At 68.4% G+C, this 20,135-nt stretch carries 20 protein-coding genes and 4 tRNA genes; 22 read left to right on the top strand and 2 right to left on the bottom strand.

Going from position 1 to position 20,135, the window contains the following annotated elements; all coding sequences use genetic code 11:
* Window positions 1-33: 33 nt before the first annotated feature.
* The 8 genes from Q0672_RS23295 to Q0672_RS23260 all read left to right on the top strand — a co-directional run bounded on the left by Q0672_RS23295 (window position 34) and on the right by Q0672_RS23260 (window position 2,842).
* Entirely contained in the window at window positions 34-216 is a 183-nt protein-coding gene (locus Q0672_RS23295) for a hypothetical protein (protein ID WP_298626649.1), read from the top strand.
* 237 nt (window positions 217-453) lie between these two features.
* A tRNA-Leu gene (locus Q0672_RS23290) sits at window positions 454-538 on the top strand.
* 50 nt (window positions 539-588) lie between these two features.
* Window positions 589-665, top strand: a tRNA-Asp gene (locus Q0672_RS23285).
* Between the two features lie 23 nt (window positions 666-688).
* A tRNA-Gly gene (locus Q0672_RS23280) sits at window positions 689-764 on the top strand.
* A gap of 9 nt (window positions 765-773) precedes the next feature.
* Window positions 774-850: transfer RNA gene (locus Q0672_RS23275), tRNA-Val, on the top strand.
* A gap of 235 nt (window positions 851-1,085) precedes the next feature.
* Window positions 1,086-1,763 carry a CsgG/HfaB family protein gene (locus tag Q0672_RS23270; RefSeq protein WP_153163732.1) on the top strand — a complete coding sequence of 226 codons (678 nt, stop codon included), beginning with the start codon at window positions 1,086-1,088 and terminating at the stop codon, window positions 1,761-1,763.
* Window positions 1,764-1,784: 21 nt separating this feature from the next.
* Complete coding sequence (locus tag Q0672_RS23265) at window positions 1,785-2,168, top strand: DUF4810 domain-containing protein (protein ID WP_153163731.1); 384 nt, start codon at window positions 1,785-1,787, stop codon at window positions 2,166-2,168.
* Window positions 2,165-2,842 (top strand): DUF799 domain-containing protein, encoded by a 678-nt coding sequence (locus tag Q0672_RS23260; RefSeq protein WP_298626643.1) that lies wholly within the window; start codon window positions 2,165-2,167, stop codon window positions 2,840-2,842. The genes Q0672_RS23265 and Q0672_RS23260 overlap by 4 nt, the downstream gene beginning before the upstream one ends.
* A 55-nt stretch (window positions 2,843-2,897) precedes the next feature.
* Here Q0672_RS23260 and Q0672_RS23255 read toward each other — a convergent pair whose 3' ends face one another.
* On the bottom strand, window positions 2,898-4,898 hold the full coding sequence (locus Q0672_RS23255; RefSeq protein ID WP_298626640.1) for a UvrD-helicase domain-containing protein: 2,001 nt from the start codon (window positions 4,896-4,898) through the stop codon (window positions 2,898-2,900).
* 67 nt (window positions 4,899-4,965) lie between these two features.
* Here Q0672_RS23255 and Q0672_RS23250 point away from each other — a divergent pair, with 67 nt between their 5' ends.
* The 9 genes from Q0672_RS23250 (at window position 4,966) to Q0672_RS23210 (ending at window position 12,640) form a co-directional block, all read left to right on the top strand.
* Window positions 4,966-5,913 carry a homoserine kinase gene (locus tag Q0672_RS23250; RefSeq protein WP_298626637.1) on the top strand — a complete coding sequence of 316 codons (948 nt, stop codon included), beginning with the start codon at window positions 4,966-4,968 and terminating at the stop codon, window positions 5,911-5,913.
* 116 nt (window positions 5,914-6,029) lie between these two features.
* Window positions 6,030-6,827, top strand: a complete 798-nt coding sequence (locus tag Q0672_RS23245) for a BPSS1780 family membrane protein (protein WP_228112004.1) — start codon at window positions 6,030-6,032, stop codon at window positions 6,825-6,827.
* 4 nt (window positions 6,828-6,831) lie between these two features.
* Window positions 6,832-7,608 carry a BPSS1780 family membrane protein gene (locus tag Q0672_RS23240; protein ID WP_298626634.1) on the top strand — a complete coding sequence of 259 codons (777 nt, stop codon included), beginning with the start codon at window positions 6,832-6,834 and terminating at the stop codon, window positions 7,606-7,608.
* Window positions 7,595-8,254: a nicotinate-nucleotide adenylyltransferase gene (gene nadD / locus Q0672_RS23235; RefSeq protein ID WP_298626631.1), complete on the top strand. Its 660-nt coding sequence runs from the start codon at window positions 7,595-7,597 to the stop codon at window positions 8,252-8,254. Before Q0672_RS23240 ends, nadD begins: the two co-directional genes overlap by 14 nt.
* A gap of 4 nt (window positions 8,255-8,258) precedes the next feature.
* A complete protein-coding gene (gene rsfS / locus Q0672_RS23230; RefSeq protein WP_153163361.1) occupies window positions 8,259-8,606 on the top strand; it encodes a ribosome silencing factor in 348 nt (115 codons plus the stop codon).
* Between the two features lie 7 nt (window positions 8,607-8,613).
* Window positions 8,614-9,084 (top strand): 23S rRNA (pseudouridine(1915)-N(3))-methyltransferase RlmH, encoded by a 471-nt coding sequence (gene rlmH, locus Q0672_RS23225; protein WP_298626626.1) that lies wholly within the window; start codon window positions 8,614-8,616, stop codon window positions 9,082-9,084.
* 145 nt (window positions 9,085-9,229) lie between these two features.
* Window positions 9,230-9,829 carry a nucleoside triphosphate pyrophosphatase gene (locus Q0672_RS23220; protein ID WP_298626623.1) on the top strand — a complete coding sequence of 200 codons (600 nt, stop codon included), beginning with the start codon at window positions 9,230-9,232 and terminating at the stop codon, window positions 9,827-9,829.
* Window positions 9,830-9,993: 164 nt separating this feature from the next.
* Window positions 9,994-11,448 (top strand): ribonuclease G, encoded by a 1,455-nt coding sequence (gene rng, locus Q0672_RS23215; RefSeq protein ID WP_298626620.1) that lies wholly within the window; start codon window positions 9,994-9,996, stop codon window positions 11,446-11,448.
* A 181-nt stretch (window positions 11,449-11,629) separates the two neighbouring features.
* Window positions 11,630-12,640 carry a helix-hairpin-helix domain-containing protein gene (locus tag Q0672_RS23210; protein WP_298626617.1) on the top strand — a complete coding sequence of 337 codons (1,011 nt, stop codon included), beginning with the start codon at window positions 11,630-11,632 and terminating at the stop codon, window positions 12,638-12,640.
* Window positions 12,641-12,652: 12 nt separating this feature from the next.
* Here the strand turns inward: Q0672_RS23210 and Q0672_RS23205 are convergent, their stop codons facing one another.
* Window positions 12,653-13,198, bottom strand: a complete 546-nt coding sequence (locus tag Q0672_RS23205; RefSeq protein ID WP_298626615.1) for a M48 family metallopeptidase — start codon at window positions 13,196-13,198, stop codon at window positions 12,653-12,655.
* Between the two features lie 137 nt (window positions 13,199-13,335).
* On the opposite strand from Q0672_RS23205, the gene Q0672_RS23200 reads away from it, so the two are divergent.
* From Q0672_RS23200 to Q0672_RS23180, 5 genes are read left to right on the top strand one after another with little or no spacing between them, the layout of a single operon-like run.
* A complete protein-coding gene (locus tag Q0672_RS23200) occupies window positions 13,336-14,682 on the top strand; it encodes a TolC family protein (RefSeq protein ID WP_298626613.1) in 1,347 nt (448 codons plus the stop codon).
* 13 nt (window positions 14,683-14,695) lie between these two features.
* Entirely contained in the window at window positions 14,696-15,763 is a 1,068-nt protein-coding gene (locus tag Q0672_RS23195; protein ID WP_298626610.1) for an efflux RND transporter periplasmic adaptor subunit, read from the top strand.
* Window positions 15,764-15,776: 13 nt separating this feature from the next.
* Window positions 15,777-17,822, top strand: coding sequence for an ATP-binding cassette domain-containing protein (locus Q0672_RS23190; RefSeq protein ID WP_298626607.1), 2,046 nt, complete (start codon window positions 15,777-15,779; stop codon window positions 17,820-17,822).
* Window positions 17,819-18,973 (top strand): ABC transporter permease, encoded by a 1,155-nt coding sequence (locus Q0672_RS23185; RefSeq protein ID WP_153163352.1) that lies wholly within the window; start codon window positions 17,819-17,821, stop codon window positions 18,971-18,973. The genes Q0672_RS23190 and Q0672_RS23185 overlap by 4 nt, the downstream gene beginning before the upstream one ends.
* The gene (locus Q0672_RS23180; protein WP_298626602.1) at window positions 18,970-20,115 is read left to right on the top strand and encodes an ABC transporter permease; all 1,146 of its coding nucleotides are present in this window, start codon (window positions 18,970-18,972) and stop codon (window positions 20,113-20,115) included. The genes Q0672_RS23185 and Q0672_RS23180 overlap by 4 nt, the downstream gene beginning before the upstream one ends.
* The last annotated feature ends 20 nt before the right edge of the window (window positions 20,116-20,135 follow it).

Genomic DNA, 20,135 nt, shown 5'->3' with positions numbered 1-20,135 from the left:
GCGGAGTGGGGCCGGGCCATCCCGGACCGGGGCTTGCCCCGCATTGAGCGGGCCGAATTCACCCCCGACCGGAGATTGCCCGGCCAGGACCCGAACCCGCTCGCCGCCAACCGGAACGGGTTGGGCTTTGACTTGAACGAACCCGGCCTGGATTTGAACATGCAGGGCTTTGCCCCGAGCGCGCTCTGCTCGAACTGGAAGTTGCCCGGCTTTTAGCCGAACCACTTCGTCCCGAACTTGAACGGATTCCGCTTTACCCCGAACACGTACTTCCCGTACCTGGGCATGTTCATCTTTGAGTTGAACAAGTTCGCCTCGAACCTGAACTCACTTCGCTTCACCCCCAACTCACCCACCCCAGACCCGGACTTTTTCGGGGCCAGGACGAATTTTTTACGCCGGGGGCTAGCGCATCCGCAAAACCTTCGTTATTATTCGCGCCCTTCACCGCCTGCCCAGGTGGCGGAATTGGTAGACGCACTAGTTTCAGGTACTAGCGGGTAACTCCGTGGAGGTTCGAGTCCTCTCCTGGGCACCAAGGCAAGTGAAGGTTCGGCAGCCGGTCATCGGCGGCCATGCGGTAAAAGTGGAGTGGTAGTTCAGTTGGTTAGAATACCGGCCTGTCACGCCGGGGGTCGCGGGTTCGAGTCCCGTCCACTCCGCCACGCATCACAAAGTAGTTCTTAGAGCGGCAGTAGCTCAGTTGGTAGAGCGCAACCTTGCCAAGGTTGAGGTCGAGAGTTCGAGACTCTTCTGCCGCTCCATTCCCCCCAGCGTCCTTAGCTCAGTTGGTTAGAGCGCCACGTTGACATCGTGGAGGTCGGCGGTTCGACTCCGTCAGGACGCACCAGGCACTACGGCCTGTTCCGGCGCCTGATCCCCCCGCGCACCGCACATCCCCTCGCAGCACCCTACGGATCGCCCCCGCGCCTGCCTGTCGCCTTTCGCGCGCACGCCAGCCGCATTCATCGCGACCACATCTGCATTTTCGCTCGGGCTATTTTGGCGTCCGGTAATGCAGAGGGCATTGCCATGTGTATATAATTCCAGCCTCACGGAATTTCAATCACATTGCAGGTACACGCATGAAGAAGACCCTTGCCATTCTTGCCACCGTCACTGCCGCCGCCAGCACGCTGGTCGGCTGTGCCGCCACCGAAGAATCCCGCACCGTGGCCGTCGCCAAGCCCGCCGCCGCTGCCCGCGCCTACACCGGCGCCCGCACGCCGATCTCGGTGGGCAAGTTCGACAACCGCTCCAGCTTCATGCGCGGCATCTTCTCCGATGGCGTCGACCGCCTCGGCAGCCAGGCCAAGACCATCCTCATCACTCACCTCCAGCAGACCAACCGCTTCAACGTGCTGGAGCGCGAGAACATGTCCGAGATCAAGCAGGAGGCCGCCCTCAACAAGGTCGAGCAGAAGCTCAAGGGCGCCCGCTTTGTCGTCACCGGCGACGTGACCGAGTTTGGCCGCAAGGAAGTGGGCGATCACCAGCTGTTCGGCATCCTCGGCCGCGGCAAGCAACAGGTGGCCTACGCCAAGGTGGCCCTCAACGTGGTGGATGTGAAGACCTCCGAGGTCGTCTACTCCGCCCAGGGCGCCGGCGAATACAGCCTCTCCAACCGCGAGGTGGTGGGCTTTGGCAGCACCGCCAGCTATGACTCCACCCTCAACGGCAAGGTGCTCGACCTGGCCATCCGCGAAGCTGTCGACAACCTCGTCGGCGGTGTCGAATCCGGCGCGCTGCGCCTCGCCGACTAAGCCCGGAGCCGAGCCCACACCATGCACGTTTCTTCTTTCCGGCACGGCCGGCTGGCGCTGGCCGCGCTGGCGGTCGGCCTGCTCGCCGGCTGCGCCACGCAGCCCAAGCCGCTCTACTACTGGGGCGATTACCCCAGCGTGATGTACAGCCACTTCAATAACGCCAAGGGCCAGCAGGAGCAGATCCAGGCCCTCGAGGCCATGCGTGAGCAGGCCCGCGCCAAGGGCCTGCCCCTGCCGCCGGGCTTCCAGGCCCACCTGGGGATGCTCTACGGCCAGAGCGGCCAGGCCGGCCGTCTCGCCGAGAGCCTCGAAGCCGAGAAGCAGCAGTTTCCCGAAGGCGCACCCTTCATGGATTTCATCCTGAAGAAGTTCCAACCCAAACCCGCAGAGGCCCGCCAATGATCCGATCGCGCCTTTTTCAACGGGTGTTGCTGGCCATCGGCGTGGCGCTGCTTGCCGGCTGCGCCACCAAGCCGGGCTACGACTACACCGCCTTCCGCGAGAGCCGGCCCAAGTCCATCCTGGTGCTGCCCCCGCTCAACGATTCGCCGGACGTGAACGCCACCTACAGCATGTATGCCCAGACCACGCTGCCGCTGGCCGAGTCCGGTTACTACGTGCTGCCGGTAACGCTGGTGGATGAGGCCTTCCGCCAGAACGGCCTCACCTCCCCGGCCGACATCCAGCAGGTGCCGCTCAAGAAGCTGCGCGAGATCTTTGGTGCCGATTCGGCCCTGTACATCAAGGTCACCCACTACGGCACCAAGTACATGATCATCTCCAGCGAGACCCGCGTCTCCGCCGAGGCCAAGCTGGTTGATCTGCGCAGCGGCGCCACCCTGTGGGAAGGCAGCGCCACCGCGTCGAGCGAAGAAGGCAACAACAACTCGAGCGGCGGTGTGGTGGGCCTGCTGGTGAAGGCGGTCATCACCCAGATCGCCGACACCCTGAGCAACCGCGGCCACCCGATCGCCGGCATCACCGCCAGCCGCCTGCTCTCCGCCGGCCGGCCCAACGGCATCCTGTACGGGCCGCGTTCGCCGAAGTATCAGAAGGAAGGTTCGCCGGCACCTTGAGTCGGTTGTGTCGGGTTACGCCCGTTGGGCTAACCCGACACAACATCCACAGCAATCAGCCGATCGTTCCCGGCTTGTTGCCCAGCATCGCGCGCAGGTTGGCGATGCGGGCGCGGGCGTCTTCCTTGCTCACCGGCTCGGCGGATTTGCGGTCGCTGCGGCGGATGCCTTCCATGCCCATCTCGTCGATGAAGCGTGACGGGTCGCAGGTGCGCACCTCGCGGCCGGCCTTGCGGCGTTCGCAGTAGCTGATGGTGAGGCTGCGCTGGGCGCGGGTGATGCCCACGTACATCAGGCGGCGCTCTTCCTCGATCTTGTCCTCGTCGATGGAGCTCTGGTGGGGCAGCAGCCCCTCCTCCACGCCCACCAGAAACACGTGCTTGAACTCCAGCCCCTTGGAGGCGTGGAGCGTGGCCAGCTGCACCTGATCCAGCTCCTCGTCGTCCTTGTCGAGCATGGTGATGAGACTGATGGTCTGGATCATGTCGGTGAGGGTCTTGCCGTCCTCCTCGCCCTTGCGCACCAGCCAGCCGGTAAAGTCGCTCACGTTGCTCCACTTGGTCTCGGCCTCGCGGGGCTCGCAGCTCTCGTACAGCCACGCTTCGTAGCCGATGGCCTTCAGCAGGTCGTTGATCACCGGGCCGGCGGGCTCCCGCGGGGCACGGTGGGTGACGCGGTTGATGAAGTGGCAGAACTCCCGCATGCCCTCCAGCTGGCGCGCCGCCACGTGCTGGGTCACGCCCTCCTCGAAGACCGCCGTGAACAGGCTGATGTTGCGGTTGCTGGCGTAATGGCTGATGGCTTCGATGGTGGCGGCGCCGATGCCCCGGCGCGGCACGGTGATCGCCCGGATGAAGGCCAGGTCGTCGTCCTCGTTGGCGATCAGGCGCAGGTAGGCGCACAAGTCCTTGATCTCGGCGTTCTCGAAGAAGCTGCGCCCGCCGGAGATGGCGTAGGGGATCTTCTGGTTGCGCAGGTGCTGCTCGAAGAGCCGCGCCTGGTGGTTGCCCCGGTAGAGGATGGCGTAATCCTTGAAGTGGGTGCGGTGCTCGAACTTGTGGGCGATGAGCTTCATCACCACCGATTCAGCCTCGTGCTCGGGGGTCTGGCAGGCCACCACCGTCACCGGCTCGCCGGCGCCGTGCTCGGACCACAGCTTCTTGTCGAAGAGCTTCTCGTTGTTGGCGATCACCGTGTTGGCGGCGTGCAGGATGCGCGTGGTGGAGCGGTAGTTCTGCTCCAGCTTGATGACCTTGAGGGTCGGAAAATCCACCGGCAGCTGGCGCAGGTTCTCGATGTCGGCACCGCGCCAGGCGTAGATGGCCTGGTCGTCGTCGCCCACCGCGGTAAAGGCCGCGCGCACGCCGGTGAGCAGCTTGAGCAGGCGGTACTGGGCGCGGTTGGTGTCCTGGTATTCATCCACCAGCAGGTAGCGCAGGCGGTTCTGCCAGCGGTCGCGCACTTCGGGGTGCTCGTCGAAGAGCTTCACCGGCAGGCGGATCAGGTCGTCGAAATCCACGCCCTGGTAGGCGCGCAGGGTCTTGTCGTAATCCCGGTAGAGCAGCGCGGCGGCGGCCGAGACTTCATCGTTGGCGATGTGGGCGGCCTCGTTGGGCTCGACGAGGGCGTTCTTCCAGCTGGAGATCTGCCACTGCAGGGCCTTGGCGCGGTTCTTGTCGGTGTTGCCGGTCATCTCGGCGATGATCTGGGTGGTGTCGCCCGAATCCAGGATCGAAAACTGGGGCTTGAGGCCGAGCAGCTGGGCCTCCTGGCGCACGATGCGCACGCCCAGGGCGTGGAAGGTACACACCGTCAGCCCCTTCGACGCCCGGCCGCCCATCAGCTTGGAGATCCGCTCCAGCATCTCTTTCGCGGCCTTGTTGGTGAAGGTGATCGCGGCGATGGCGTGGGGGTTGAAGCCGCAGTCATTCACCAGATAGGCGATCTTCTGGGTGATCACCCGCGTCTTGCCCGAGCCCGCCCCGGCCAGCACGAGGCAGGGGCCATCGAGGTAATGGATGGCTTCGCGTTGGGGCGGATTGAGCAGGAAGGACATGGCGGCGCAGCGGGTGAAGCGGGGGAGGGCATTCTACCGCCACCGATTGATGTAAGCTCCGGCCACCATGTCCGTATTCACCCCCGTCACCGAAACCGAGCTCGCCGACTGGCTGCGCAACTACGCCATCGGCCGCCTCGAAAACCTGCAGGGCATCTCTGCCGGCGTGCAGAACAGCAACTTCTTCGTCACCACCAGCCTGGGCCGCTACGTGCTCACGCTGTTCGAGACGATGCCCCGGGCCGAGCTGCCTTTTTATCTGCACCTGATGGCCCACCTGGCCCGCCACGGCCTGCCCGTGCCCGCGCCGGTGGCCAACCGCGACAACGAATACCTGGGCACCCTCTCCGGCAAGCCGGCGGTGCTGGTGGCGCGGCTCTCGGGCAAGTCCGAGATGAACCCGGGCCCGGCCCACTGCCGGCGCATCGGCGCGATGATGGCCGGGCTGCACCTGGCCGGCGTCAACTTCGGCCGCAAGCAGGCCAACCCGCGCAACGCCGAGTGGCGCCGCGACTGCGCCCAGCGGGTGCGCCCGCATCTCTCGGCCTACGAGCAGGCCGAGCTCGACGCCGAGCTCGTCTTCCAGGCCGGCTTCGACTTGCGCAAGTTGCCCCAGGGCGTGATCCACGCCGATCTGTTCCGCGACAACGTGCTGTGGGACGGCGAGTTCGTCGGCGGGGTGATCGACTTCTACTTTGCTGGTGTCGACGCCCTGCTGTTCGATGTGGCGGTGACGGTGAACGACTGGTGCGCCGACGCCGACGGCCGCCTCGATCCTGTGCGCACCGCTGCGCTCCTCGAAGGCTATGCCGAATCGCGCCCGTTCACCGCCGCCGAGCGGGCCGCCTGGCCGGCGATGCTGCGCGCCGCGGCGCTGCGCTTCTGGCTGTCGCGGCTGGAGGATTTCCACCGTCCGCGGGCCGGCGAGATGGTGCTGGTGAAGGACCCGGGCGAATACCGGCGCATCCTCAACCAGCGCGCCACCGACACCGCGCTGCCGGCCCTGCCTGCGTGAAATCCGGTCGCGATCCGATCGGCGGTTTGAACACCGCCGGCGATTTGGGCTAGCATTTCACTGCAACGCAACATGCTGATTTTTCGTCCCGTATTCCTGTTTTCCCCAACCCAGTCATGACCGAACCGGCCTCCCCGGCATCCCATCCGTACAGCAGCGCCCGGCATCCCCAGCCGCGCCACGTGTCCCCTGCCGAAAGCCTGGTGTGGCTGAAGGCCGGCTGGTCCTATTTCATGCAGAGCCCCGGCGTGTGGATCGCCATCGCGGTGATCTTCATCGTGATGCTCTTCGTGCTGGGGCTGGTGCCCCTGCTGGGCTGGGCGGTGGTGCTGATCGGCTTCCCGGTGATGGTCGCCGGCATGGTGATGGGCTGCCACGCCCTCGCCCAGGGCCAGCCCCTGCGGGTCGATCACCTCGCCGCGGGCCTCAAGGTGCATGCCGGCAACCTCGCCCTGGTGGGCGTGTTCTACCTGCTCGGCGGCCTCGTCGCCGGTTTCGTGTCGGTGGTGGTGGGCGGCGGCGCGCTGCTCACCGGCTACATCCTCGGCGCGCTGGCCGGCCTCGGGCTGGGCCTGGTGAGCGGCGTGGTGCTGGGCAGCGTGGTGTTCTCGGTGCTGTGGGTGCTGCTCATCACCGCGCTGTGGTTCGCCGCGCCGCTGGTGGTGCTGCGCGACACCCCGCCGCTCGATGCGATGAAGCTCTCGCTCACCGCGTGCTTCAACAACTTCGGGGCCTTCGTCGTCCTCGGGGTGCTGATCTACGTGCTGATCTGGGTGGCGATGCTCCCCGCCGGGCTGGGCGTGCTGGTGCTGATCCCGGTGCTCGCGGGCACCCTCTACGCCTCGTTCCAGGACGTCTTCGGCGAACGCCCGGCCCTGCCGCCGGCCGCGCAGCCCGAAGCCACGCCAGAGTAAGCCGGTGCAGGCGCGCACCCTTCCCGCCCGGCGCGGCTGGGCCTGGATCGTCGACGGCTTCGCGATCTGGAAACGCAATCCGGCCCTCATCACCTTCCTGGTGATGGCCTACTCCTTCATCCAGCTGGTGATGTTCATCGTCCCGTACATCGGGCCGATCGTCATCTCGCTCACCACGCCGGCCCTGGCGCTGGGCATCTACAACGGCTGCAAGGCCGTCGCCGAAGGCCGCAAGGTGGGGCCCGAGGTGATGTTCTCCGGCTTTCGCCAGCAACTGCCCGAGCTCATCAAGATCGGCGGCATCAACTTCCTGTGCACCCTCGCGCTGGTGGGCATCGCCGTGCTGATCGACGGCAGCATGGGCGACCGGATGGTGAACATCCTGCTCGGCAAGGCCGATCTGGGGGAGACCCTGTCAGAGGCGCCGTCCTTCGGCCTCGCGGTATTGATCGTGGTGGTCGGCTTCACCCCGCTGGCGATGGCCTACTGGTTCGCCCCGCTTCTGGCCGCCTGGGGCAAGGTGCCGGCCGTCAAGGCGCTGTTCTTCAGCTATGTGGCCTGCCTGCGCAACTGGCGCGCGTTTCTGGTGTACGGGCTGTGCCTGATGTTCGTCACCCAGGCTGCGAGCATCGTCGTCATCGTGCTCGACCTCGCCCTGCCCATCCTCGGCAGCCTCGCCGCCCTCGCCTTCCCGGTGGTCTTCATGCCGGTGATTTTTGCCAGCCTTTACGCCAACACCACCGACGTGTTCGGCAAGATCACCCCGGATGAGCAGGACTGACCCCGCAGGCCCGCTGGGCCTGTTCGGCGGCACCTTCGACCCGATCCACCTGGGCCACCTGCGCCTCGCCGAAACCGCCCGCGAGGCGCTGGGCCTGGCGCGCGTGCGCCTGATCCCCGCCGGCCAGCCGCCCCACCGCGCCACGCCCGGCGCGAGCGGCAACCACCGGCTGGCAATGGCCCGCCTCGCCACCGCCGACAACCCGGCCTTCGAGGTCGATGCCGCCGAAGTCACCGCCGCCCAGGCCAGCTTCACCATCCTGACCCTCGAACGCCTGCGCGCCGAGCTCGGCTCCGCCCGGCCGCTGGTGCTGCTGCTGGGCGTGGATGCCTTCCTCGGCCTGCCCACCTGGCGGCGCTGGACGGAGCTGCTCGACTTCGCCCACCTGGCCGTGGCCAACCGCCCCGGCTACACCCTCGACGCGGCCCAGATGGTGCCCGCGCTGGCCGACCTCGTCGCCCGTTGCAAGGCCAGCCCGGCAGCCCTAGTCGCAGCCCCGGCCGGCGCCATCGTGCCCTTCGAAATGACTCCCCTGGCAATCTCGGCCACCGACATCCGCGCCCGCGCGGCTGCCGGGCTGAGCCTGCGTTATTTGCTCCCCCCGCCGGTTGTTGACTATATTTCCCGGCATCAACTCTATCTCTGACTCAATGGACATCACCCAACTCGAACAGCTCGTCGTTTCCGCCCTTGAAGACATCAAGGCCAAGGACATCCAGGTCATCGACACCACGCGCATCAGCGCCCTCTTCGAGCGCGTCGTGATCGCCAGCGGCGACTCCAACCGCCAGACCCGCGCCCTCGCCCGCAGCGTGGCCGACAAGGCCCGCGAAGCCGGCATCCAGATCATCGGCATCGAAGGCGAAGGCAGCGGCGAATGGGTGCTGGTCGATCTCGGCGCCATCGTCGTGCACATCATGCAGCCGGCCGTACGCAGCTACTACAACCTCGAGGAACTGTGGGCCGCCACGCCCGCACGCCCGCGCCGCGCCGCCTGAGCGCCCCATGAAGCTGCTGCTGGTTGCTGTCGGCACACGCATGCCCGCGTGGGTCGACACCGCCTTCGACGACTTCGCCAAGCGCATGCCCCGCGAGCTGCCGATCCAGCTCGTCGAGGTAAAGGCCGAGCCGCGCACCACCGGCAAGACGGTCGAAGCCATGATGGCCGCCGAAGCCGCCCGCATCGAAGCCGCCCTGCCGCCCCGCTGCCGCCGGCTGATCCTCGACGAACGGGGCGAGGACCTCACCTCCAAGGCCCTCGCCAAGCGGCTCGAACGCTGGCAGGACGGGGGCGACGACGTGGCCCTCATCATCGGCGGGCCGGACGGCCTCGACCCCGCCCTCAAGGCCACCGCCCACGAGACGATGCGCCTCTCCAGCCTCACCCTGCCCCACGCCCTCGTCCGCGTGATGCTCGCCGAGGCCCTCTACCGGGCCTGGAGCGTGCTCAAGAACCACCCCTACCACCGGGAGTGACGGGCCGCACGTGAGGCGCGACGCCGGCTGCCCGAACAGCCCCGTTTCGCTTTATGCTTCCGGCTGGTCCGGAACCGCGTTTGCATAAGGCGCAAGGCTGTCCGGCCGGGCATACTGCCGCTCATCCTTCACGCATTGCCGCCCCATGATCTACCTCGCCTCCAACAGCCCCCGCCGGCGCGAACTGCTGCAGCAGATCCACGTCCACTTCGAGCCTTTGCTGTTCCGCGGCCCCGGCCGCCACGACCACGACATCGCCGAGGACGTGCTCCCCGGCGAGGACGCCATCACCTACGTCCGGCGCGTCGCCAATGCCAAGGCCATCGGCGGCGTCCAGCGCATGCGCTGGCGAGAGTTGCCCAGCCGGCTGCTGCTGGCCGCCGACACCACCCTCGAGCTCGACGGCGAGATCATTGGCAAGCCCGACGACGGCGAGCACGCGGTGGCGATCCTGCAGCGCCTGTCGGGCCGCACCCACCGGGTGCACACCGCGGTGGTGGTGAGCGATGGCCTGCGCTTCGAAACCCGGCTGTCCACCAGCGACGTGCGTTTCCGCCCCCTGTCGGAAGACGAGATCCGCTATTACGTGGCCACCGGCGAAGCCGACGACAAGGCCGGCGCCTACGGCATCCAGGGCCGCGCCGCGCTGTTCATCGAGGAGATCCGCGGCAGCTACACCGGAATCATGGGCCTGCCGCTCTTCGAGACCGGCGCCCTGCTGCAGGAATTCGGCTATTCTCTGTGACCGCCTGCCGGCTCCCAGCCGGCACGCCTGACGAGGAGACAAACCCACAACCGGGGCGCCACGACGCCCCCTCGGACACGCCCGCGCCCGCCGCAGGACGAGTGGCGATCGGTGAAGGCCCGGCCCAGCCCGGCCCTCACCCATCACCATTTGCATCCGCCATCATGTCCGACGAATACCTCATCAACTTCACCCCCCAGGAAACCCGCGTCGCCCTCATGCAGCAGGGCGTCGTCCAGGAAGTCCACGTCGAGCGCACTGCCAGCCGCGGCATCGTCGGCAACATCTACCTGGGCAAGGTCGTGCGCGTGCTGCCCGGCATGCAGTCGGCCTTCATGGACGTGGGCCTGGAGCGCACCGCCTTCCTCCACGTGGCCGACATCTGGACCGACCGCCACACCGGCGACGCCCCGCGGCCCATCGAGCGCATCCTCGCCGAGGGCCAGAACCTCATGGTGCAGGTGCTGAAGGATCCGATCGGCACCAAGGGCGCCCGGCTGTCCACCCAGATCTCCATCGCCGGCCGGATGCTGGTCTACCTGCCCCAGGACAAGCACATCGGCATCTCCCAGCGCATCGGCGACGAAGCCGGCCGCGAAGCCCTGCGCGAGCGGGTCAGCCGCCTGCTGCCGCCCGACGAGAAGGGCGGCTACATCGTGCGCACGATGGCCGAATACGCCACCGACGAGGAGCTCGCCGCCGACATCGCCTACCTGCGCAAGCTGTGGGCCGAGATCCGCAACCGCACCGTCGGCGCCTTCCCGCCCACCGTGCTGTACCAGGATCTCAACCTCGCCCAGCGGGTGATGCGCGATTTCGTCACCGACGCCACCTCGCGGATCGTGGCCGACTCCCGCGAGAACTTCCAGAAGCTGATGGCCTTCGCCAGCGAGTACATGCCCCAGGTGGCGCCGCTCCTCGACCACTACACCGGCGAGCGGCCGCTGTTCGACCTGCACGGCGTCGAGGCCGAGATCGAGAAGGCCCTGGCCCGGCGGGTGGATCTCAAGTCCGGCGGCTACCTCATCATCGACCAGACCGAGGCGATGACCACCGTCGACGTGAACACCGGGGGCTTCGTCGGCGCGCGCAACTTCGACGACACCATCTTCAAGACCAACCTCGAAGCCGCCCAGTCCATCGCCCGCCAGCTGCGCCTGCGCAACCTGGGCGGCATCATCATCGTCGACTTCATCGACATGGAGAGCGCCGAACACCGGGCCGCCGTGCTCGACGAGTTCCGCAAGGCCCTGTCCCGCGACCACACCAAGATGACGGTCAACGGCTTCACGTCCCTCGGCCTCGTCGAGATGACCCGCAAGCGCACCCGGGAATCCCTCGCCCACCTGCTGTGCGAGCCCTGCCCCACCTGCAACGGCCGGGGCGAGGTGAAGACCGCCCGCACCGTGGCCTACGAGATCCTCCGCGAGCTGCTGCGCGAAGCCCGCCAGTTCAACGCCAAGGAATTCCGCGTGCTCGCCTCGCCCATCGTCATCGACCTCTTCCTGGAAGAAGAATCCCAGTCGCTGGCGATGCTCTCCGACTTCATCGACAAGACGATCTCCCTGCACCCCGAGGCCAGCTACAGCCAGGAGCAGTTCGACATCGTGCTGCTTTGAAGCAAACCCGACAATGCCGATGAAATAACCGCACCAATACAGTGCAATCCCAGTATTGGTGCGGTTTTCGGCGGTTTTGCGCCCCCTGTTGGGGCATCCAAAAAATCAATCGCCAAACGATTGACGCTGCAATCCACGCACCCGCAGAATCGCGCGCCCCGACTCCCGCAGGTGACACGAGATGCAGACGCGCAACACCCTCCAGACCCCGACCAGCCTCACCCCCGGCGCCCTGCGCCTCGGCCCCGACCACGGCTACGCCTTTGACGGCGACCAGGTGCAGCTCAACGCCGAACTCCTCGGCAACGCTGCCGGCAACTGGGCCCTCCAGCTGTGGGCCTGCGATGCGCCCTTCGACGGCCAGCCCGTGCGCGGCACCAAGGTGGCCGAAGTGGCGGTCGGTGGTGATGAAGCCCGGGTCAGCGCCAGCGTCCCCGCCTTCCCGCCCGCCGGTCACGCCCAGCACGCCATGGTGCTGGTGCTCGCCGACGGCAGTGACGGCAGCATCCGTGACTTCGCCAACTTCCCGCAGCCCGAGCGCTTCGCCCAGCCCCGGATCCAGGGCACGGCCGGCTTCACCCTCAGCGACAGCCAGGTGCACATCACCGTCGATGGCATCGACAACCCCCGCGCCGCCGACAACCTGAGCGGCAGCCTCGTGGCCGAGCTGTGGGCCCTGCCCGCCCCCTTCGGCGAGCGCGGCAACACCGACGGCGTGCAGCTCGCCGGCGTCTTCCTGGGCAGCCTGGCCGGCCAGCAGGGCTGGCAGCAGCTCGCCTTCGACCTGCCGCTGGCCGCCCGCCCCGCCGGCACCTGGCACGTCGCCCTGCTGCTGCGCGAATGGACCGCCGCTGGCTACGTGACCCGTGACTTCACCGATTTCCCGCTGCCCGTCAGCTGGACCGCCGAAGCCGCCCCGGTTGCTGAAGTCGAGCCTGCCGCCCCCGCCACGCCGGCCAAGAAGCCCGCCGCGAAGAAGGCCGCCCCGAAAGCCGCCCCCAAGGCTGAAGCGGGCAAGGTGTCGATCAACACCGCCAGCGCAGCCGAGCTCGCCGCCATCAAGGGCCTGCCCAAGGCCGTTGCCGCAGCCATCGTCGCCGCCCGCCCGTTCAAGCAGGTGGACGACCTGCTGGCCGTCAAGGGCGTTGGCGCCAAGCTCCTCGACAAGCTCAAGGCCAGCCTCGGCCTTTAAGCTCCAGCAGCCTCATCCCGCCGTCGGGTTCACGCCCGGCGGCGCCCACAGCATCGCCCCCGTCGTCTCCACCAGACACAGCCACACCCGCACGTCGAACTCCAGCTGGTGATAGGCCGGCTCGATCCGGCAGCACAGCTGGTAGAAGGCCTTGTCGTGCTCCGGCTCCTTCAGATGGGCCAGTTCGTGGGCGACGATCATCCGCAGGAATTCCTCCGGCGCCTCGCGGAACAGGTTGGCGATGCGGATCTCCCGCTTCGTGCGCAGCTTGCCGCCCTGCACCCGCGCCACCCGCGTGTGGGTGCCCAGCGCGTTGTGGATGTTCTGCAGCTTGCCGTCCCAGGCCACCTTCGACAGCGGCGGTGCATTGCGCAGATGCCGCGCCTTAAGCTCGCCCACGTAGTCGTACAGCGCGCCGTCGTTGCGCACCCCGTGGGGCTGGGGATACTTGTCGCGCAGGATGTCGCCCAGCTCGCCCCGGGCCAGCACCTCGCCCACCTGGGTGACGAGGTGCGCCGGATAACCGGCCAGATATTTCAGGTGAGGAGCGGGCAGCATGGCGCGACGGACACAAAGAAATGGAGCGCGATTCTACCCCCCGCGACACCGGGGTTTGATCTGGCGCAATGCCCCGTGCGAGGCTTGGGAGTAAGTTACTGACTATCGAGTCATTAATTTTTCCGACGGAGGAAGACATGCTCGAAACCGTCGTTGAAAGCCACAGCAAACCCGGCCATCCTGCCCCGGCGCGGGTGCTCCTCACCCTCGCCCTGCTGCTGCCCCTCAGCCCCGCACCGCTCGCTGCCGCCGAAACCCTCGCCGACGCCTGGCGCGACGCCCTCGCCGTGGACAGCCGCCTGCGCGCCGCCGACGCCGAATCCGACGCCGCCCGCGCCACCCGCGATGCCGCCCAGGCGCTGGCCCTGCCCCGCGCCACCGCCAGCAGCCGCTACACCGTACTCAGCAACGAGCCCGCCGCGCGCATCGACTTCCCGGCGATCCCCGGCATCGCGCTGCCCAGCCAGATGCCGCTGCAGGAGCGCAGCTACGCCACCCACGCCCTGCAGGCCACGCTGCCGCTCTACACCGGCGGGCGCATCGCGTCGGCGGTGGCCGCGGCCGAGACCGGCGTCGCCGCCAGCGGCTTCGAGCGCACCCGCAGCGAGCAAGCCGTAAAGCTCGACGTGGCCGAGGCCTACCTCAACGTGCTGCGCGCCCGCCGCGCCCTGCGGGCCGCCGAACACCACCTGGCCGCCCTCGACGCCCACGCCGCCGACGTGGCCGAGCTGGGCAAGCAGGGCCTCGTCGCCCGCAACGACATCCTCTCCGTGGCCGTCGCCCGGGCCGACGCCACCCAGCGCCTCACCCAGGCCGGCAACGCCGCCCAGCTGGCCGCCGCCGCCTACAACCGCCTGCTGCGCCGGCCGCTCGATGCGCCGGTCGATCTGACCGAGCCGCCCGTCGCCGACACCGCGCCCGGCGACATCGCCGCCCTCGCCAGCCGCGCCCGCAGCCAGCGCCCCGAACTGGCCCTGCTCGGCGCCCAGGCCGACGTGACCGACCACGAAGCCGACCAGGCCCGCGCCGGGCTGCGGCCCCAGGTCGGGCTGTCGGCCGCCGCGGTGCATGAGGACAACCGCTACCGCGTCCGCCAGGACGTGGCCCAGCTCGCCGTCGGCGTCGAGTGGCAGCTCTTCGACGGTGGCCTGCTGCGCCACCAGGCCGACGCCGCCCGGGCCCGGGCCCGGGCCGCCCGCGAACGCCAGACCGACGCCGGCACGCTGATCGAGCTCGAAGTGCGGCGCGAATGGCTCGCCACCGACGAAGCCGCCCGCCGCCTCGCCACCACCGAAACCGCCGTCGGCCAGGCCGACGAGAACCTGCGCGTGGCCCGCGACCGCTACCGCAACGGCGTCGGCACCCACACCGAAGTGCTCGACGCCGAAGCCCTGCGCAGCCTCACCGACTACAACCACCTGAACGCCCTCTACGACCTCCACCTGGCCCGCCTGCGGCTCAGGAAGGCCGTCGGCGAATTGTGACCGGAGCCCCGCCATGCGTCTCGACAAGACCCAGCTCATCGCCGCCGCCGCGGTCGTCGCCCTCGTGGCCGGCGGCGTGTGGGCGTGGCACACCTTCTCCGGCGGCAACGCCCTGCCCGAAGGCCTGATCCAGGCCAACGGCCGCATCGAAGGCGACCACACCACCGTCGCCAGCAAGCTCGCCGGCCGCATCGCCAAGCTCGAAGTGCGCGAAGGCGCCACCGTCACCGCCGGGCAGGTGCTGGCGCGGCTCGAAGACACCCAGCTCACCGCCCGCCAGCAACAGGCCGACGCCGCCGTCGCCACCCTCGCCGCCCAGCTCCAGGCCGCCCGCAGCCAGCTCGACATCGCCCGCCGCGAGGTGCCGCTGGCCGAAGCCAGCGCCGACGCCGTCGTCGCCAAGGCCCGCGCCGCCGAAGCCCAGGCCGCCCGCGACGCGAAGCGCTTCGACGAGCTCGCCGCCCGCGGCACCGTCGAGCCGCGCCGGGCCGAGCAGACCCGCCTCGCCCTCACCGCCGCCAGCGCCGACCTGCGCCAGGCCGAACAGGCCGCCTCGTCGTCGCGCCTCGGCCGCGACAAGGTGCGCGCCCGCGAGAACGACATCGCCGCCCTCGAAGCCGGGCTGCGCCAGGCCCAGGCCGCATCGAAGGAAGTCGCCAGCCTGGTGGATGACCTGACCCTCCGCGCCCCGGCCGGCGGCGTGGTGCTGTCGCGCCTGCGCGACACCGGCGAGGTGGTTGCCGCCGGCGCGCCGATCTTCGACATCGTCGATCTCGACAAGCTCTACCTGAAGGTTTATGTGCCCGAAAAGCAGATCGGCCTCGTGCGCCTCGGCCTGCCGGCCCAGGTCTACACCGACGCCTACCCCGGCCAGACCTTCGCCGCCACCATCCGCTACGTGGCCAGCCAGGCCGAGTTCACCCCCAAAGAAGTGCAGACCCCCGACGAGCGGGTGAAGCTCAGCTACGCAGTGCGCCTGTACTTCGACACCAACCCCGACCACCGCCTCACCCCCGGCGTGCCCGCCGACGCGGTGATCCGCTGGAAGGACGGCGTGCCCTGGCAGGCGCCCCGCTGGTAGCGCCGGAATCACCATGACCGCCGAAACCGCCATCCGCGTCGACGGTTTCACCAAGCGCTACGGCAAGCGCGTGGCCGCCGACGGGCTCACCCTCGAGGTGAAGCGCGGCGAGATCTACGGGCTGGTGGGCGCCGACGGGGCCGGCAAGTCCAGCCTGATGAAGGCCATCGCTGGCGTGCTGTCCTTCGACGGCGGCACGGTGGAGGTCTTCGGCACCCGCATCGATTCGGCCCGCGCGGCCGAGCAGGTCAAGCAGCGCATCGGCTTTCTGCCCCAGGGGCTGGGGCTCAACCTGTACCCGGATCTGTCCATCGACGAGAACATCGACTTCTTCGGCCGCCTGCGCCTGGTGCCGGCCGACGTGCTCGCCGAGCGCAAGCGCGTGCTCCTCGGCATGACCCGCCTCGACGCCTTCCGCAACCGCCCGATGCGCCAGCTCTCCGGCGGCATGAAGCAGAAACTGGGCCTCGTGTGCACGCTGATCCACGAGCCCGATCTGGTGATCCTCGACGAGCCCACCACCGGCGTCGATCCCGTCTCCCGGCGGGATTTCTGGGCCATCCTCGGCAGGCTGCTCGAAGAAAAGGGCGTCACCGCGCTGGTGTCCACCGCCTATCTCGACGAGGCCGACCGTTTCCACCGGGTGTCGCTGTTCCACGAGGGCAAGGTGATGGGCGAAGGCACGCCGGCCGAACTGGTCGCCGTCGTGCCCGGCACCCTCGCCCTGTTCCGTGCCGAACCCCAGGCCGACGCCCTGCCGCGCCTCAAGGCGCGCTTTCCCCAGACCGAAGCGATGGGCACCTGGCTGCGGGTGTTCGCCGAAGGGCTCGACGCCACGGCCGCCCGAACCGAGATCGACGCCTGCCTCGACCAGCCCGCCCACCCTGCAGGCTCAGCTGTAGGTCGGACTTCAGTCCGACATTCGCTCTCCGATGCGCCGACTTGTCGGACTGAAGTCCGACCTACGGAAGCACCCCCCATCCGCCTCACCGACTGGTTCGCCCGCGAGCCCGAGCTGGAAGACGTCTTCGTCGCGATGCTGCGCCAGCGCGGCGCCAAACTCGAATCGGTCTTCCCGGAAGACGGCCTCACGCCCCACACCAGCACCGCGCCGGCCATCGAGGCCCGCGAGCTGACCCGGGTGTTCGGGGACTTCCGCGCCGCCGACGCGGTGAGCTTCCGGGTGCCCCAGGGCGAGATCTTCGGCCTGCTGGGGGCCAACGGCGCCGGCAAGACAACGGTCATCAAGATGCTCACCGGCATCCTCAAGCCCTCGTCCGGCTTCGGGATGGTGGCGGGCGCCGACATGCGGACCGCCGGCTGGGCGATCAAGGAACGCATCGGCTACATGAGCCAGGCCTTCTCGCTCTATCACGACCTCTCGGTGGTGGAAAACATCCGCCTCTACGCCGGAATCTACGGCCTCGACGACAAGGCCGCCAGGGTGCGCACCGACTGGGTGATCGGCATGGCCGGCCTCGCCGGCTTCGAGAACGACGCCGCCGGGCGCCTGCCCATGGGCCTGCGCCAGCGCCTCGCGCTGGGCTGCGCGCTGGTCCATCAGCCCCAGGTGCTGTTTCTCGACGAACCCACCTCCGGCGTCGATCCCATCGGCCGGCGGGTGTTCTGGGACATTCTGTTCCACCTCTCGCGGCGCGAGGGCGTGGCGATCCTCGTCACCACCCACTACATGGGCGAGGCCGAGCACTGCGACCACCTGGCCCTGATGTTCGCCGGCAAGGTGGTGGCCGACGCCTCGCCGGAGCAGATGAAGCAGGCCGTCACCGCCGAGGCCGGGCAGCTCCTCGAGCTGCGCGTCGACCGCCCGGCGCCGGCCCAGGCGGCGCTGGTGGCCGCCGGCTTTGCCAGCGCCGTGCTCCACGGCCGGGCGGTGCATCTGCTGTCGAAGGCCGCCGACGCCGACCTCGCCCGCCTGCCCGACATCCTCGCCGCGGCCGGCGTGCAGCTGCAGTCGGTTCAGCCGCGGCCCCTGTCGATGGAGGACGTGTTCGTCCATCAGGTGAGCGCCCTCGAAGCCGCCCAGCGGGGCACGCCATGAACCTGAAACGGATCGTCGCGCTGGCCTGGAAGGAATGGCGGGAGATCGTCCGCGACCGGCTGTTCTTCGCACTGGCCTTCATCGTGCCCACCATGCTGATGCTGATCTTCGGCTTCGGCCTGACCCTCGACGTGGAGAACCTGCCCTTCGCGGTGGTGGACCACGACCGCACGCCCGCCAGCCGCGACTACGCCTACCGCTTCATCTCGTCGCGCTACTTCGATTTCAAGGGCTACGCCGACGACGAGCGGACCATCGACCGCCTGCTGGCCGACAACCAGGTGCGGGTGGCGCTGGTGATCCCGCCGCGCTTTGACGAGCGCCTCAGCCGGGGCGAGCCGGCGCCAGTGCAGGTCATCATCGACGGCACCTTCCCGATGCGCGCCCAGACAACCCAGGGCTACGTGGCCGCCATCAACGCCGCGGTGAGCGCCGAGAACATGGCCCAGGCGCTGTCCACCGCCCGCGGCGTGCCCCTGGCCGAGGCCCGCGCCCGCGTCCAGCCGGTGAAGCTGGAGGTGCGCTACCTCTACAACCAGAGCATCAAGAGCATCTGGTCGATGGCGCCCAAGCTCATCATGCTCATCATGATGCTGTCGCCGCCCTTCCTCACCGCGCTGGGCGTGGTGCGCGAGAAGGAATCCGGCTCCATCTTCAACATCTACTCGTCCACCGTGTCGCCGGGCGAGTTCCTGCTCGGCAAGCTGGCGCCCTACGTGCTGATCTCCGCGGCCAACTGGTTCATCCTGTGGATGCTGTGCCTCTCGGTGTATCAGGTGCCCTTCAAGGGCGACCCGCTGTTCTTCACCCTCGCCAGCCTGATCTACGTGGTGTGTACCACCGGCTTCGGGCTGGTGATCTCGATGCTGGTTCAAACTCAGGTGGCGGCGATGATCATCACTAGCGTGGTCACCATCATCCCGGCGGTGCTGTATTCGGGCCTGCTGCTGCCCCTGTCGTCGCTCTCGCCGGGCGCCTCACTGATCGCCCACTCCCTGCCGCCGATGTACTACGGCCGCATCGTCACCGACTGCTTCCTGAAGGGCGCCGGCGCCGCCGAGCTGTGGCCCGACGCGCTGGTGCTCGCCGGCTACGCGGTGGGGCTGTTCGCCATCGGCTACCTGCTGTTCTCCAAGAGGCCGAAATCATGAAGGGCTTCTTCTCCATCGCCGGCCTGCGCCGCCTGCGGGTGATGACCTGGAAGGAGCTGCTGCAGCTCCTGCGCGACACCGCGCTGATGGTGTTCTTCCTCTACAGCTTCACCGGCGACATCTACGTGGCCGCCTCCGGCGTGTCGATGCAGCTGCGGAGTGCCGCGCTGGCAGTGCTCGACAACGACCGCAGCTTCGCCTCGCGGGAGCTGGCCAGCCGCTTCCAGCCGCCGTACTTCAAGCACGCCGGCGAGGCCGCCAGCCCCGACGCCAGCCTCAAGCTGCTCGACCGGGGCGACGCGATGGCAGTGCTCGACATCCCGCCGCGCTTCGAGGAGCGCCTCACCCGCGGCGAGCAGGTGCCGGTGCAGCTGCAGGTGGACACCACCAACTCGGTGCTGGGCTTCCTCGCCTCCAGCTACGCAGCGCAGATCGTCGGCCGCTACGCCGGCGAGGTGGCGATGCTGCGGGAAGGCCTTGCCGGCAGCGGCGGCCCGATGATCGAGGCCGAAACGCGCATCTGGTACAACCCCAACCAGTACGACCCGTGGTTCATGGGCATCTCGGAACTCCTCACCGTCGTCACCCTGTTCTCGATCCTGCTGCCGGCGGCGGCGATGGTCCGCGAGAAGGAGCGCGGCACCATTGAGCAGCTGATGGTCACGCCCCTCACGCCCTTCCAGATCCTCTTCCCGAAGGTCATCGCGATGACGCTGGCCATCGTCGCCGGCACCGCCATCGCACTGTTTGGCGTGCTCGGGCCGGTGTTCAACCTGCCCATGCGCGGCAGCCTGCCGGCCTTCTTTCTGATCACCGCGCTGTACGTCTTCACCACCGCCGGCCTGGGCCTGCTGGCGGCCACGGTGTCGCGCAACCTGGCCCAGGTGGGCATGCTGACCATCGTGATCCTGATGCCCATGCTGCTGCTCTCCGGCGCGTGGACACCGCTGGAGGCCATGCCGCCGTGGATGCGCCTCGCCGCCGGCTTCTCGCCGCTGCACTACTACCTGGATTCCGCCTACGGCATCCTCCTCAAGGGCGCGGGGATGGACCTGCTGTGGGATTCGGTGCTGGCGATGGGCGTGCTGGGCGTGACGATCTTCGGCATCGGCATGGCGCGGTTCAGCCGGCAGTTCGGCTAGCCGCTGTCTGAAAAGGGCAA

Source organism: uncultured Zoogloea sp. (genome assembly GCF_937894855.1).
GTDB classification, from domain to species: Bacteria; Pseudomonadota; Gammaproteobacteria; order Burkholderiales; family Rhodocyclaceae; genus Zoogloea; species Zoogloea oryzae.
The sequence above is the reverse complement of the archived record's forward strand: the minus strand, read 5'-3'. Positions and strand labels throughout refer to the sequence as shown.

Bases quoted from the DNA above. Each gene is read 5' to 3' on its own strand.
- Q0672_RS23270 (WP_153163732.1), top strand. From the start codon at position 1,086: ATGAAGAAGACCCTTGCCATTCTTGCCACCGTCACTGCCGCCGCCAGC.
- Q0672_RS23265 (WP_153163731.1), top strand. From the start codon at position 1,785: ATGCACGTTTCTTCTTTCCGGCACGGCCGGCTGGCGCTGGCCGCGCTG.
- Q0672_RS23260 (WP_298626643.1), top strand. From the start codon at position 2,165: ATGATCCGATCGCGCCTTTTTCAACGGGTGTTGCTGGCCATCGGCGTG.
- Q0672_RS23255 (WP_298626640.1), bottom strand. From the start codon at position 4,898: ATGTCCTTCCTGCTCAATCCGCCCCAACGCGAAGCCATCCATTACCTC.
- Q0672_RS23250 (WP_298626637.1), top strand. From the start codon at position 4,966: ATGTCCGTATTCACCCCCGTCACCGAAACCGAGCTCGCCGACTGGCTG.
- Q0672_RS23245 (WP_228112004.1), top strand. From the start codon at position 6,030: ATGACCGAACCGGCCTCCCCGGCATCCCATCCGTACAGCAGCGCCCGG.
- nadD (WP_298626631.1), top strand. From the start codon at position 7,595: ATGAGCAGGACTGACCCCGCAGGCCCGCTGGGCCTGTTCGGCGGCACC.
- rsfS (WP_153163361.1), top strand. From the start codon at position 8,259: ATGGACATCACCCAACTCGAACAGCTCGTCGTTTCCGCCCTTGAAGAC.
- rlmH (WP_298626626.1), top strand. From the start codon at position 8,614: ATGAAGCTGCTGCTGGTTGCTGTCGGCACACGCATGCCCGCGTGGGTC.
- Q0672_RS23220 (WP_298626623.1), top strand. From the start codon at position 9,230: ATGATCTACCTCGCCTCCAACAGCCCCCGCCGGCGCGAACTGCTGCAG.
- rng (WP_298626620.1), top strand. From the start codon at position 9,994: ATGTCCGACGAATACCTCATCAACTTCACCCCCCAGGAAACCCGCGTC.
- Q0672_RS23210 (WP_298626617.1), top strand. From the start codon at position 11,630: ATGCAGACGCGCAACACCCTCCAGACCCCGACCAGCCTCACCCCCGGC.
- Q0672_RS23205 (WP_298626615.1), bottom strand. From the start codon at position 13,198: ATGCTGCCCGCTCCTCACCTGAAATATCTGGCCGGTTATCCGGCGCAC.
- Q0672_RS23200 (WP_298626613.1), top strand. From the start codon at position 13,336: ATGCTCGAAACCGTCGTTGAAAGCCACAGCAAACCCGGCCATCCTGCC.
- Q0672_RS23195 (WP_298626610.1), top strand. From the start codon at position 14,696: ATGCGTCTCGACAAGACCCAGCTCATCGCCGCCGCCGCGGTCGTCGCC.
- Q0672_RS23190 (WP_298626607.1), top strand. From the start codon at position 15,777: ATGACCGCCGAAACCGCCATCCGCGTCGACGGTTTCACCAAGCGCTAC.
- Q0672_RS23185 (WP_153163352.1), top strand. From the start codon at position 17,819: ATGAACCTGAAACGGATCGTCGCGCTGGCCTGGAAGGAATGGCGGGAG.
- Q0672_RS23180 (WP_298626602.1), top strand. From the start codon at position 18,970: ATGAAGGGCTTCTTCTCCATCGCCGGCCTGCGCCGCCTGCGGGTGATG.